This window comes from Prevotella pectinovora (genome assembly GCF_041323955.1).
Classification (GTDB): domain Bacteria; phylum Bacteroidota; class Bacteroidia; order Bacteroidales; family Bacteroidaceae; genus Prevotella; species Prevotella pectinovora.
In genome coordinates this window covers 1191977-1205682 of record NZ_JBGLIV010000001.1, presented here as the reverse complement: position 1 = coordinate 1205682, position 13706 = coordinate 1191977, and the positions used below count along the sequence as shown (strand labels likewise).

Annotated in this window: 10 protein-coding genes; 6 read left to right on the top strand and 4 right to left on the bottom strand. The window is 44.5% G+C overall.

The genetic code is table 11. The features are described 5' to 3' along the window. Positions 1 to 5: 5 nt before the first annotated feature. From ACDC99_RS04765 to ACDC99_RS04750, 4 genes are all read right to left on the bottom strand, one after another. Complete coding sequence (locus ACDC99_RS04765; protein ID WP_370756010.1) at positions 6 to 1673, bottom strand: glycosyltransferase; 1668 nt, start codon at positions 1671 to 1673, stop codon at positions 6 to 8. 196 nt (positions 1674 to 1869) lie between these two features. Then, entirely contained in the window at positions 1870 to 2343 is a 474-nt protein-coding gene (gene nrdG / locus ACDC99_RS04760; RefSeq protein ID WP_022316969.1) for an anaerobic ribonucleoside-triphosphate reductase activating protein, read from the bottom strand. 113 nt (positions 2344 to 2456) lie between these two features. Next, a complete protein-coding gene (gene nrdD / locus ACDC99_RS04755; RefSeq protein WP_289064682.1) occupies positions 2457 to 4568 on the bottom strand; it encodes an anaerobic ribonucleoside-triphosphate reductase in 2112 nt (703 codons plus the stop codon). Positions 4569 to 5154: 586 nt separating this feature from the next. Next, complete coding sequence (locus tag ACDC99_RS04750; RefSeq protein ID WP_370756008.1) at positions 5155 to 6030, bottom strand: hypothetical protein; 876 nt, start codon at positions 6028 to 6030, stop codon at positions 5155 to 5157. Between the two features lie 171 nt (positions 6031 to 6201). On the opposite strand from ACDC99_RS04750, the gene ACDC99_RS04745 reads away from it, so the two are divergent. From ACDC99_RS04745 to atpD, 6 genes are all read left to right on the top strand, one after another. Further along, a complete protein-coding gene (locus ACDC99_RS04745; RefSeq protein ID WP_022316972.1) occupies positions 6202 to 7185 on the top strand; it encodes a Gfo/Idh/MocA family protein in 984 nt (327 codons plus the stop codon). A gap of 22 nt (positions 7186 to 7207) precedes the next feature. Beyond that, entirely contained in the window at positions 7208 to 8365 is a 1158-nt protein-coding gene (locus ACDC99_RS04740) for a DUF4421 domain-containing protein (protein WP_231572936.1), read from the top strand. Positions 8366 to 8380: 15 nt separating this feature from the next. Beyond that, positions 8381 to 9238: an N-acetylmuramoyl-L-alanine amidase-like domain-containing protein gene (locus ACDC99_RS04735; protein WP_042517467.1), complete on the top strand. Its 858-nt coding sequence runs from the start codon at positions 8381 to 8383 to the stop codon at positions 9236 to 9238. Positions 9239 to 9379: 141 nt separating this feature from the next. After that, on the top strand, positions 9380 to 10786 hold the full coding sequence (locus ACDC99_RS04730; protein WP_022316975.1) for an SLC13 family permease: 1407 nt from the start codon (positions 9380 to 9382) through the stop codon (positions 10784 to 10786). Positions 10787 to 10855: 69 nt separating this feature from the next. After that, complete coding sequence (pfkA, locus tag ACDC99_RS04725; protein ID WP_022316976.1) at positions 10856 to 11830, top strand: 6-phosphofructokinase; 975 nt, start codon at positions 10856 to 10858, stop codon at positions 11828 to 11830. Positions 11831 to 12172: 342 nt separating this feature from the next. Next, positions 12173 to 13699, top strand: coding sequence for a F0F1 ATP synthase subunit beta (gene atpD / locus ACDC99_RS04720; protein ID WP_022316977.1), 1527 nt, complete (start codon positions 12173 to 12175; stop codon positions 13697 to 13699). The last annotated feature ends 7 nt before the right edge of the window (positions 13700 to 13706 follow it).

Here is a 13706-nt window from a genome sequence, read left to right as displayed (position 1 = left end):
TTTATTTAATTCAAATTATTTTTCCTTTGTTCTGCTTTATTGAGTGCGAAGTCATACGCGATATAATAATTCTCTATGAATTCCTTCCAAAGGGCCTTTTTGGAAAGATTGTATGCGTTTGACCTTGCTTTGTTTACTTCTGCCGGAGTGAAATTAGAGAATTTGATTATAGTTTCCTTTATGCGGTCTGCTACTTCAGAGTAGTTGTAGTCAGTTCTGTGTACTACTTTCACACCATCTTCAATCTCGCAGTATCTGCCTTTTTCTGCATTAGCCCAAAGTCCGAAGCCTGCAAGATCTGTTGTTATGCATGGCACTTTGAATGCTATGGCCTCAAGAGGGGTATATCCCCATGGCTCATAGTAGGATGGATAGATACACAAGTCGTTTCCGAGGATGATGTCATAGTATGGAATGTTCAATATTCCGTCATTGCCGTCTAAATAGCATGGCAAGAAGATAAGCTTCACTTTATCTTCATTTCTGTTCTGCATATCGAGATATTTCAGCATTCCCAACACATTGTCGTGGCTCATGTTGTGTAGCCAATGGGTAATCATCGGCACATCCAGCGGTGTGTCATATTTCTTTCCCGATTCCAACCGTTCTATCAAGTCTTGTCTTGGTTCTCCACACCACCCCGGAACTTCTATGAAGGCAACAACGGTTTTCTTCATGCCGTTGTCCCTCAGAAGTCTGTTCAATGCTTCTATGTAAACGTCAACGCCTTTGTTCCTGAATTCATATCTTCCGCTTGTCGATACAATCAGCGTATCGTCGTCAAGTTGAGTGCCGAGTAGGGCGTTTGCTACCTGTAGGGCTTTCTTGCGTGCTGCAGCCCGTTTCTTTGTGAAAATTGCCCCTTTGGGTATGAAGTCGTCTTCGAAGCCGTTAGGCAGTATGACATCCGCGGGCTTGTCGAGAAGTTCTTCGCATTCCTTGCCGGTTATCTCGCTTACTGTTGTAAAGCAGTCTACGTTGTGTGCCGTCTGCTTCTCTATGGAATGCTTGCTCTGAACGTTCAGTTCTTCTGCCATCTGGTCTCCATTATAGGCAAAGAGATAATCGTAAAGTGGTTTGTTGTTTCCTGCGATGCTTCTTCCGATGCTCGTGGCATGTGTAGTGAATATGGTTGCTATCTGCGGCAGATGCTTCTTTATGTATAGCAGTCCCAATCCTGTCATCCACTCGTTTCCGTGGTATATTACCTTGTCTTCCTTTCCGAGATATTTGTTGTAGAAGCTTTCCACCACCTTTGCAGCGGCGTATGAGAACATAGAAGCTTCATCATAGTCGCCATATGCATGAAGGCTGTCCACTTTGAAATCTTCCCAAAGTTGTGTATAAATGATGTTCTTGTCTTTGTAGTATTTGTTGAAATCCACCAGAATGGCTATTGGATTTCCCGGGATTGTCCATCTTCCCGTTCTGATTCTGAGACCGTCTTTTTCTGCTTCATTTCTCCAATCTGGAAACAGCGAAAGGTCTTCTTTGAAATAAGGACATGTTTTTTCTTGCCAACAATCAGGACCGATGAAAATGATTCTGTCCTTGAATTTCTTTTGTAGAGTATTGGCTCTTGTCGATAATACGGCATAGATACCGCCAACTTTGTTGCATACTTCCCAGCTTGACTCAAAAATGTAGTCAGGGATTGTTTGGTTTGTATTCATAGATTGTTTGGTTTGTATTCATACTCAAATTGCAATTGTATTCTCTGCAAAGATAGCATGAAGGTGCCAAAACTACAATTTTTATTGTTTCCTAATTTGTAATTTGTGTGTCTTTATTGATTTGTGATAATTCTTTATTCATATTATCTGTTCTGAATGCTTCATATTCGTGTGTTCGGAACAGATGACATGAATATCATACCGGTTTTTTCCAAAATGCATTTGTAATGTCTTTGAGTTCAAAATCATTGTCGATTTTGTAAAGCCGCTGGTTGGTTGTCTTCTCTTTCAGCCCGCCGAGATGCTTCAGGTATGGACCTATCTTGATATAGTCGAAATGGCGGTTTTCTATTTGGCTTGAGATTCTTGTCCTTCCGCTATACCAACCTACATGAAGGTCGTGGTGGTTCTTTTTGATATATCTTGCCAATGAGTTGATGCGTGACGGCTCGGAGTCGCCACCCATCAGGCAGATGCATGTTATGTCGCTTCCGTATTCTTTCACGAAACCGTCTATGGCTTTTTCGTCGAGAGGAGTGCCTGTGTCTGTCCACAGATAGTTGCTGTGGCAGCCAGGGCAATGGCAGGGGCAGTTGGAAATGTTTATCGAGAGAGTTACTTCATCGGGGATTTCCTGGAATACAATTCCGCAGTTGACGTATTTCAGCATTGCTTGTTTTGTTTAATAAGATTTCACTTTATATCGCATCAATTCTGCAAGCGTCGTTGTTGTTGCTTGCAGAACTGATGCTGACGTTATGGCTGTTTTGTGGATTATTTCCTTTAGTCCTCCTTGCTGAGCGCGTTTTTGCCGGCATAGAATCTTCTGCCTGCCTCTTCCTGTCTTGCGGCAGAGAAATTGCTGACACGCTTGAGATATCCGATGATTCTTGTCATGTAGTCCACGTTCTTGCTATGGCAGTGTGGACATTCCTTGAGGTAGCGCTTGTCGATGTATCCGCAGTCGTTGCAGATGGTGTTCGGGATGTTGAACGTGAAGTAGTTGCATCCCTCTTTGGCTGCCACGCGCAGGAGTTGTCTGTATTGGGCTTTTGAGAGATGCTCGTCCAGGTTCATGTGTAGTGCAGAACCGCCTGTAAGGTGTTCTATATATGGGGCTCCATGCATCTTGAACTTGTCGATTATGTTCAGCGATTCGTCTTCCACGATGTAGAAATAGCTGTTGTAGCAGTCGCGTGGCACGAAGTATCCGTCTTCGCGGTCCCATTTGGCGTGTTTCACTCCTACGTTTTCTGCTGGAATCATTTCGCAATTGAAGAGCACATCCTTGGTGCGATACTTTTTGTTGTATTCTTCCACGATTCCAAGCACACCCTGCACAAAGCTCAGATAGTCTGGATTGTCTGTAATCTGCAGTCCGAGGAATTCAGCTGCTTCTACGAGTCCGTTGACTCCGATAGTGAGATACTGTCTGCTCATATTTATGTATCCGGCATCAAAGAGTGGGAGCATTCCGTGTTTTTGGAATTCTTTGAGATTCTCGTTGTATGCCAATTGCACTTTATGTGTCAGGTCAACTATTTCGGCAAGATATTCCTTGTAGTCAATTTTGTGGTTCACAGCGTATTGGATACATCTGTTCAAGTTTATCGTCAGTACGCTTTTAGAACCGGTAGACACTCCTCCTGCTCCAAGCGTGTAGCTGAAACCGTTGTCCTGGATCTCATTTCTCAGTCGGCAGCAAGAGCTTAGCGAGTCTGCATTGTCGCTCATATATGTGAAGAATGAGTGGCCTTCAGAATACATTTCTGCCGTGATGTCTCCCCATTCCTTGTCGAGCACGTCCTTGCCGTCGGAAAGAAGAGCCATTGTCTCTACAGGGAATGTGAGTACGGTTTTGGTTCTTTCCTTGTTGAACCATTTCATGAATCGTTTCTGCAGCCAGCTTAGTCCGTTCCAGTCAGGTCTGCTTCCGTCTGGGAAGAAGAATTCTCCGAAGAGACTCTCGAAGTATGGTTTGTCATAATATGCTATGTTCCAGAATACAGCCTGATAGTTTCTTGCGCCTGTAGGCTGGTTGATGGAGTATACAATCTGTTCGAAACAGTCGGTGATTATCTTGTCGATGGTGCGCTTTTTTAATGAGAGGTCAACCACTTTGTCCGCTTCCTTCCAGTAGTCTTTGCCGTATTCCAGCCCTATGAAATAGTTCAGGTACATCAGAAATTCCGGTGTTGCGCAGGCTCCGCTCAGCATGCTCGACACCATGAAGACCATGTTTACGAATCCGCCGCAGAATGACTTCAGGTTGGTCGGTGCTGTGGAGTTGCCGCCAATGGATGTTGTTCCTCCGATAAGCCATGGGTACATGGTTATGGATGCACAATAGTTTGCCAGGCTCGTTTCGTCGTTCTTGTATATGAAGTGGTGTGTAAGCAGGTCAATATACTTGTCTGAAAGTTCTTTGCCGTACATCTTCTTTATCCTGTCGGTCAGGAGTCTTCTGTTCAGTCGTATGAAACTTGATTTTGGTAGCTCTCCGATGAGTGTCGCGATGTTTTTGTGCTCCACGTTGGCATTGGCGTCATATTTCGATCCTGTTGCGGCATTAGAGGCCTTGCAATACTCCGACAGGAACTTCAGTTTGTCCATTGTCTCGCGGTCTTCGGTGTGTCGTTGCCTATATAGCATGAAGCTCTTTGACACCTTGTAATAACCTTCCTTCATGAGAGACTCTTCCACCTGGTTCTGGATGTCTTCAACTGTGATTCCTTCATGAATATCAAGATTTGCAATTATTTTGGAAATGCAGCCGAGGTCTGCAGGTTCGTTAACTGAGTTGAACGCTTTGATAATCGCGCTCATTATCTTGTCGAGACTGAATCTTTCTTTGGACCCGTCTCGTTTGGTGATAGTAAAGTTCTTGATTTCCATGATGTTATGTTTGAAATTTTGTTTTATATGATTGTCGTTCTTTTTCCTGTTTATCAATGAATTCTTGTTTCAGCTTTTAAACTTACGTTTGCCTGAAGTTTTCCGTTTTGGATAACTTTTTTATTTTGCCTGCTGTAAAAGTTGTCCGTTTTGGATAACTTTTAGATATCGCTCACGTAGAAAGTTTTCCGTTGCTTGTTTTGAATTCAGTGGTGCAAAGATATGAAAAATCGTATAGGCGACAAAGACTTTTCATATAAAAAAAACGGGCTCTTGAGTTTTATTTGATGTGGCCGTTTGTACACGTTGCCGTTTATTGTTGACTGTCAACGGCTTAATCGTTTTCTTTTGATTATAGGTTCGTAAATATGCTGTTTACGTTGTGTAAACCAGCCTTTTCTTGTACGTAAATGGCTTGCTTTCGTTTCGTAAACGGCAAGTTGTGCAACCTGTTGGTCCCTATAGAGATTTCTCTCGTGTCGTCTTATGTTGCATTCTTCGTCTGACATGTCGCCACAGTTGTGCCAATGCGGTTGACGGTGTATGGTCTGCCGGATTGAAGAATGATGCCGTGTGTTGGCAATGATTACATCTTGCGTTCCTTTTGTCTTATGCAGATGGTCTGATACATATAATATAATGTGTATACCTCAAAGAGTGTAACGCATATTTTCACCATACCGCTGAAAGTGGATACCCCGAAAAGCAGCGGATAGAAATATGCAGGCAAATCAGGTGCGTCATTGTATGATGAAACTCCGATTGCGGAGTAGTTGTGAGCTGTTGTGAGAATATAGTTTGGCAGACATACGAAAGTCTGGAATATTATGACGCACAATTCCCCAAGGGCAATGGTGGTGAAGATGAATCCCCAGCGTCGGAATCCCGTGGAATAGGATTTCCATAATGACCTGTATAGTTTCCTTTCCGGTTCCATGATATATTGCGTAAACGCAAATGCCAATGGTAGGGAGAATATCAAAAGTATCGGTGACAAGGCGACAGGGACCGACAATGCGTTTAGAAGCGGAATGCTGTCGGGGTTTTTGCCCTTCACAATGCAGAAGTATATGCATAGGATGCTCAGCAACAAAAAGACGATGAGGAAACCTGCGCTTACCGGCAGTGTCTTCAATTGCCTGGTGAAGTTCCATCTTAGTCCTCTGCCGTTTATGGTTGCAAACATCTTGCTGCTGATTGTCAGGTAGGTGGCCAATGCCACTATGACCAGCATGAACAACGAAAGCGGGTGGAAATCAAAGCCGACATACATTACACCGGGCGTCAGATACTCAGTCCATACTCCAATCGCACCCTGCATTAACGCAAGGAACAAGAACAGTTTCCAGTTGGCTTTCGTCAGAGGCCAAATGGTCTTTCGTGTGGTTCTGAAGGCGTCGGATACACAAGAACGGTAACTTCTTCTTTTGAAATCGTTGTATAACTCTTTGTCGTTGTTCATATCGTTTCTTAATGTTTAATTATTGCAAAGGTAATAATAATAACAAAGAATTTGCTTCTTTGTTGTCGACAAAATTCATTATCTTTGCATTATAAAATCAAATTTTGGATTTGTTGGCTGAATATAGTATTTGGCTTTGCACTATTAAGTATAGTTCAGAAATTAGTTCTTATGAAGCATATAAAATGGGGCTTTATCGGATGTGGCGAGGTGGTCGAGAAGAAATCCGGGCCGGCATTCAGTAATATAGAAGGATCGGAAGTGGTTGCCGTAATGTGCAGGACAGCATCAAGGGCGAGGGCTTTCGCATCAGCCCATAATATAAAGAGGTTTTATACTGATGCCCAGGAATTGATCGACGATCCGGAGGTTAATGCCATCTATGTTGCCACTCCTCCTTCGAGCCACGCCACATATGCGATCATGGCCATGCATGCAGGCAAGCCAGTATACGTGGAAAAGCCGCTTGCCGCAAGCTACGACGACTGCGCCCGCATCAATAGAGTGAGCGAGCAGACTGGTGTGCCTTGCTATGTGGCATATTATCGCAGGTATCTTCCATATTTCCAGAAGGTGAAAGAACTAGTGAACAGTGGTGAATTAGGCAAGATCGTCAATGTTCAAGTAAGACTATCGAACCCTCCACGCAAATTCGATGCGGAAAAGGGCACAGAACAGCCCTGGCGTATACAGCCGAAGATTTCAGGAGGTGGCTATTTCTATGACATGGCCCCTCATCAGCTTGACCTTCTGCAGGAGTTATTCGGAGTGATAGTGGATGCTGATGGCATATGCTCGAACATGGGCGGCCTGTATGAGGCGGAGGACAGCGTAAGCGCATGCTTCAGATTTGAAAACGGACTGCCGGGAAGCGGCTCGTGGTGCTTTGTCGGTCATGAATCTGCAAAAGAAGACAGAATTGAGATAGTGGGAGAAAACGGCACGTTGAGCTTTTCGGTCTTCGACTACAAGCCCATTTCGCTCATCTCCAGAATGGGAGAGTCTACGATTTCCGTCGTCAATCCTGCTTATGTGCAGGAGCCACTTGTGAAATGTGTAGTCGAAAGCCTTCAGGGAAAGGGCGTCTGTTCTTGTACCAGTGTTTCAGCAACGCCCGTCAATTGGGTGATGGACAGGATTCTGGGTAAATTCTGAACGCTAACGGATTCTTGCGCTTATGAGATTACTGTTTCTGATGATACTTATGTCAATTTCCATTTCGAAGATGAAAGCTTCTTCGGAGTGTGGCGTGCCATTGCATCAAGACTCGTTGAGCCGGACCTGCGACACGGTGCGTAGCGCCAGGAAAACCGACTTCCTCCATTCTGTAGGCAATTTCTTTACGCGTATCTTCCGTGGGTTCAATGATATAGATACGGCTTATATCGAACCGCAGCATTACAATTACACTTTCATGATGCAGAACACGAATACCTATGAGGAATACACACTGAAGAGCAAATCCGGGCAAAGCGTGACGTTCGCTCCTAAACCGACGATAAAGGTCGGTCCGTATATTGGCTGGAGGTGGTTCTTCATCGGTTATACTTTTGACGTGGACAACTTTGCCGGAGGCGGCAACAAGAAGGAGTTTGATTTAAGTCTGTACAGTTCCCTGCTCGGGCTAGACCTTTACTATCGCAAGTCTGGTGACAATTACAGGATAATCTCAACCAACGTGTTTGGTGACAAGGGACGCGAATCGTTCAGGAAAGTGGCATTCAGCGGAATAAACTCAAGCATCAAAGGCTTCGACGTGTATTATATCTTCAACCACAAGAAATTCTCATATCCGGCAGCATTCAGCCAGAGTACATGTCAGAAAAGGAGCTGCGGCTCACCACTTGTGGGAGTAGGATACACATCTCATTCCATATCACTTGATTATGAAGAGCTCGAGAAGGCGCTGCAGACTTACGGCAAGACCCATTTCGGCATGTCGGAGGATGAAGTGGCACTCGACAGCGGATTGATGTTCCGTAATGTGAAATACAGTTCCATTTCCGTTTCCGGAGGATATGCCTACAACTGGGTGTTTATGAAGAATTGTCTCTTCTCGGCGTCTCTGTCGCTTGCAATAGCATATAAAGAGTCTGAGGCCGACCAGTCTTCGGCTGACGACGGAAAGCTTAAGGCGTTTAATTTCAACAACTTCAATCTCGACGGAATCGGTCGCTTCGGAGTGGTGTGGAACAACAAGAAATGGTATGTCGGGGCAAGTTCGGTGTTGCATACATACAATTACAAAAAAAGCCGTTTCTCTTCAAACGGCTACTTCGGTTCGTTCAACATATATGCCGGCGTTAACTTCGGAAAGAAAAGAGAGTATAAATAAAACACAATTGATATTATGAAAAAACTAACATTACTGTTGATGCTGGCTCTCTCCTTCAGCCAATCGGCATTGTCACTGCAATACAGCAAAGCCGACAGTCTGAAAGTAGTCAGACTATTCCTTCAAGCTGATAGTCAGAAGTTCAACAACATCCAAGAGCGCACACTGTTTTTTGCAAGAAAGCTGATAGGAATACCATACGTGGCAAGCACCCTGGAGGTGAACCGGAAGGAGCAGCTTGTAGTAAATCTCAGACAACTCGACTGCACTACATTTGTTGAGAATTCGCTTGCTTTGGCGCTGACCCACCAGTCGGGGAAAAAGACATTCAGGGAATTCTGCAAAAAACTTCAGACGCTGAGATACAGAGGAGGCAAGGACGTGAGCTATATCGGAAGGCTGCATTATTTTACAGAATGGATAGAAGACAACACAAGGCTCGGAATCTGCAAGGAAATACAGTCGCCTAATCCTCCGTTCACAATGATACAGCATGTCAGAGTTGATTACATGTCAAGGCATTCTGATAAATATCCGATGTTGTTCAACAACAGCTTCAATCGCGCAGGAATATCTAAGATGGAGAAAGCCATAAGCGGCAAGAGTTACAGGTATATCCCCAAATCGCAGGTGAAGAACACTAGACTGCTGCGCTCAACTATAAAAAATGGCGATATAATCGCGATAATCACCAACAAGAGCGGACTTGACACCCAGCATATCGGCTTCGCTGTATGGCATAAGGACGGACTGCATCTGCTCAATGCCTCCAGTATACACCACAAGGTGGTTGAAGAGCCGATGCTCCTGTCTGCATATCTGGCAAAGCGAAAGACGATGCCAGGCATCAGAATCATCAGACTGAAAAATTAACCTGTTGCCAGGAACTTATCAAGACCAGGCAAAATGGTATCAATACTGTGAAAAACAGGTTAAACCTGACTAAAATGGGAATATATTTTTCCAATTACAAATAATATTTAGTATTTTTGCAAAATAAACAATGTATTATATATGACACTTGTAATAGTATCAATTCTTATAATAGGTTATGTGCTGATTTCCACAGGATGGATGACCAATGTCAACAGGGCCGCAGTGGCCGTGTTCATGGGAACTGTCGGGTGGGTCTTGTATATCTGTTATGGAACAGATTTCGTGTTGGCACAACATCCTCGTGAATATTCCGATTTCCTTATGGGGGTAGCGCCAAACCCTGAAAACGTGAAGCATTTCATTTCGCAGAACATTTTTCTTGACTATGTTGGCAGGGGAGCGGAGATAGCCTTGTTCCTGTTGGCCACGATGTCGATAGTGGAGATTCTGAACAACAACGGATGCTTTGACTTCCTGACGGAATTGCTTTATACGAGAAGCAGCAAGAAGATGTTGTGGCTTATCTCTATCGTGACCTTTGTCATTTCGGCAAATCTCGACAACTTGACGACAACGACGATGATGCTGGTCATCATTCACAAGATATTGGCAAACAGAAGGCAGAGAATGCTTTATGGCAGCGCGGTGATAATAGCTGCCAACTGTGGCGGCGCCCTGACGGTGATCGGTGATCCGACAGGTCTTGTGTTATGGAATATAGGAGCTGTGGACGCATCTGATTTTTCCATGTATCTCGCCTTGCCGTGTCTAGTGTCAATGGCTTTGCCGGTATGGTGGTTGGGAAGACAGTTGCCGGAGCGTGTCGAAACACAAGGCTTTGCCATTCCTTATCGCGGGGACGACACCAATCTGAACAGATGGCAACGAATGCTCATGCTGTTTCTCGGTATAGGGGGATTATGGTTTATTCCGACATTCCATAATATCACAAAACTGAGTCCGTTCCTCGGGGCATTGTGTGTTCTTTCGCTGTTGTGGGTGGTGAACGAAATATTCAACCGCAGACTCATGGATGTTGACAAGATGATTCAAAGAAGGATTCCTCGCGTGTTGCAGTATGGCGTCATCCAGATGGTGCTCTTTGTACTCGGCATCATGTTTGCCGTCGGTGTCGTAGTGGAAACAGGTGCCGTTTCAACATTGGCCCAATGGATAGACGACAATGTGCATAACGTCTGGATTCTGGGAATCGTTTCAGGATTCTTCGGCTCTGTGTTAGACACTTTTGCCACGTCCATGTCATTTGTTTCATTGCATCCGGTAGTGGATGTGGCAAACCTTGGCTTGTGGGCAGATTCTGATTATGTGGGAGACTTTGTCAGAAATGGTGTCTATTGGAAAATAATAGCATATTGCAGTGCTATGGGAGGTAATATGCTGCTGATAGGATCTGTCAGCGGACTGGCCCTCATGAAGATGGAACGGATACGGCTTGGCTGGTATCTGCGAAACGTAGGCTGGATATGCTTTGTTGCATGGCTGATAGGACTGGCAATAATGTGGGGTACGACATTCATATACTAAAGAACCGTTCTGCACATTCCTTGTATTGAGATAAACTTTTGAAATTTAATAGGTATATATATTTGAGTTATGAAGATTAAGACAATTGGTGTACTTACCTCAGGAGGTGACGCTCCGGGTATGAATGCTGCTATACGTGCCGTGACACGTGCCGGTATCAGCAATGGTTTTAAGATCAAAGGAATCTTCCGTGGTTATGATGGCTTGATTAACAACGAGATTAAAGATTTCACGACTGAAAACGTAAGTGGCATAATCAATCGTGGCGGTACAATCCTCCGTACTGCAAGAAGCAGCGAGTTTGAGACCCCGGAAGGCAGGAAGAAAGCATACGAGAATATGCGCAGCAATAACATAGACGCATTGGTCGTAATCGGAGGTAACGGTTCTCTGACAGGTGCCAAAATATTTGCTGAAGAATATGATGTCTGTTGCATAGGACTGCCTGGAACAATCGACAATGACCTGTATGGAACCGATTCCACAATCGGCTACGACACGACACTCAACACAATTGTGGAATGTGTGGATAGAATCCGAGATACCGCCGTTAGCCATGAGCGTATCTTCTTTGTTGAAGTCATGGGGCGCGATGCTGGCTTCCTGGCTCAGAACAGCGCAATCGCAAGTGGGGCAGAGGCAGCCATCATTCCTGAAGACTCAACGGATGTCGACCAGCTGGCACGTTTCATGGAGCGTGGAATCAGAAAGAGCAAGCGTAGCTGCATAGTAATCGTAAGCGAAAGCCCCAAATGCGGAGCTTTGTATTATGCAGACCGTGTGCATAAGGAATTTCCTGACTACAATGTGCGAGTGTCAATACTCGGCCATTTGCAGCGAGGAGGAAGCCCTTCTGCACACGACCGCATCCTTGCCAGCCGCACAGGTGTTGGTGCTATAGAAGCTATCATGCAGGGACAGAGGAATCTTATGGTTGGAGTCAGAAACAACGAGATTGTATATGTCCCCTTCCTTGACGCTATCCGTTCAGACAAACCATTCGACAAGAAACTCATAACAGTATTAGATGAGTTGAGTATATAAACTTGCAGATTTGTTATTGGCATGAATTCGGCATACCCCAAGATTCAATTCTTGAGGTATGCTATAACGAATATTCTTTAAAATCTTAGTTTTAAATGCATTATATCGAAAACGCTAATTTGATAGCGTGATTCGTTTAGGAAAGAAAATGCCCTAAACGTAATAAGAAAACGATATTTAATGCCAAAAATATTGTGAGATTAAAAATATTTGTTATTTTTGCAGACGAGAAAAAGGAAAGGACTTTTTTGAAAACAAATTAGGTACACATATTCTGATGTTAAGCTTCTCTTTATGTGCACTTTCTGGAAACGAAAAACTAATATTTAAAAATATAAAGATATGTCACAAGTAATTGGTCGAATTTCTCAGATTGTCGGACCTGTTATCGATGTATATTTCGATACCAAGGGAGAAGATCCGGAGAAGGTGTTGCCAAAGATTCACGATGCATTGAAAGTAAAGCGTCCGGATGGCAGAGAACTTGTTATCGAAGTTCAACAGCATATCGGCGAAGATACTGTACGCACCGTGGCTATGGACAATACAGATGGCTTGCAGAGAGGATTGGAAGCGATACCGACAGGATCACCTATCCTTATGCCGGCAGGTGAGCAGATTAAAGGAAGAATGATGAATGTAATAGGTCAGCCTATTGATGGTATGAAGACACTTGACATGGACGGAGCCTATCCTATTCATCGCGAACCTCCTAAGTTCGAAAACTTGTCCACCCACAAAGAGATGCTCGCTACGGGAATTAAAGTGATCGACCTTCTTGAACCATATATGAAAGGCGGTAAAATCGGACTCTTCGGTGGAGCAGGAGTTGGAAAGACCGTACTTATCATGGAGCTGATCAATAATATCGCCAAGGGACACAATGGATATTCTGTGTTCGCTGGAGTAGGAGAGCGCACCCGTGAGGGTAATGACCTTATCCGAGACATGCTTGAATCAGGAGTTATCCGTTATGGCGAAAAATTCAAGAAAGCCATGGAAGAAGGCAAATGGGATCTGAGTCTCGTAGACAAGGAGGAACTCAAGAAAAGCCAGGCAACCCTTGTCTACGGTCAGATGAATGAGCCACCTGGCGCACGTGCTTCCGTTGCTCTTTCCGGACTGACAGTAGCCGAGGAATTCCGTGACCATGGAGGTAAGGACGGAGAAGCTGCCGATATTATGTTCTTCATCGACAACATCTTCCGCTTTACACAGGCAGGTTCAGAGGTATCGGCATTGCTGGGACGTATGCCTTCGGCTGTAGGTTATCAGCCAACTCTTGCCAGTGAGATGGGAGCGATGCAGGAACGCATTACCTCTACAAAGAAAGGTTCCATTACTTCTGTCCAGGCTGTTTATGTGCCTGCAGACGACTTGACCGACCCGGCGCCGGCTACAACATTTACTCACCTTGATGCAACGACTGAGTTGAACCGTAAAATTACGGAGTTGGGAATTTACCCGGCTGTTGATCCGTTGGGATCTACTTCCAGAATACTTGATCCGCTGATTGTTGGCAAGGAACATTATGAGTGTGCCCAAAGAGTAAAGCAAATTCTCCAGAAATATAAGGAACTTCAGGATATCATCGCTATTCTTGGTATGGACGAGTTGTCGGATGACGACAAGCTCACCGTAAACAGGGCACGCCGCGTTCAGCGTTTCCTCTCACAGCCATTTACCGTAGCTGAGCAGTTCACAGGTATTCCAGGAGTGATGGTTCCTATAGAGGAAACCATAAAGGGCTTCAATATGATTCTCGACGGAAAGGTTGATGACCTGCCAGAGCAGGCATTCCTCAATGTCGGAACCATAGAAGATGCAATAGAGAAGGGTAAGAAACTGCTTGAGGCTGCTAAAGGCTAAAGGCTAA

Bases quoted from the DNA above. Each gene is read 5' to 3' on its own strand.
- ACDC99_RS04765 (WP_370756010.1), bottom strand. From the start codon at position 1,673: ATGAATACAAACCAAACAATCCCTGACTACATTTTTGAGTCAAGCTGG.
- nrdG (WP_022316969.1), bottom strand. From the start codon at position 2,343: ATGCTGAAATACGTCAACTGCGGAATTGTATTCCAGGAAATCCCCGAT.
- nrdD (WP_289064682.1), bottom strand. From the start codon at position 4,568: ATGGAAATCAAGAACTTTACTATCACCAAACGAGACGGGTCCAAAGAA.
- ACDC99_RS04750 (WP_370756008.1), bottom strand. From the start codon at position 6,030: ATGAACAACGACAAAGAGTTATACAACGATTTCAAAAGAAGAAGTTAC.
- ACDC99_RS04745 (WP_022316972.1), top strand. From the start codon at position 6,202: ATGAAGCATATAAAATGGGGCTTTATCGGATGTGGCGAGGTGGTCGAG.
- ACDC99_RS04740 (WP_231572936.1), top strand. From the start codon at position 7,208: ATGAGATTACTGTTTCTGATGATACTTATGTCAATTTCCATTTCGAAG.
- ACDC99_RS04735 (WP_042517467.1), top strand. From the start codon at position 8,381: ATGAAAAAACTAACATTACTGTTGATGCTGGCTCTCTCCTTCAGCCAA.
- ACDC99_RS04730 (WP_022316975.1), top strand. From the start codon at position 9,380: ATGACACTTGTAATAGTATCAATTCTTATAATAGGTTATGTGCTGATT.
- pfkA (WP_022316976.1), top strand. From the start codon at position 10,856: ATGAAGATTAAGACAATTGGTGTACTTACCTCAGGAGGTGACGCTCCG.
- atpD (WP_022316977.1), top strand. From the start codon at position 12,173: ATGTCACAAGTAATTGGTCGAATTTCTCAGATTGTCGGACCTGTTATC.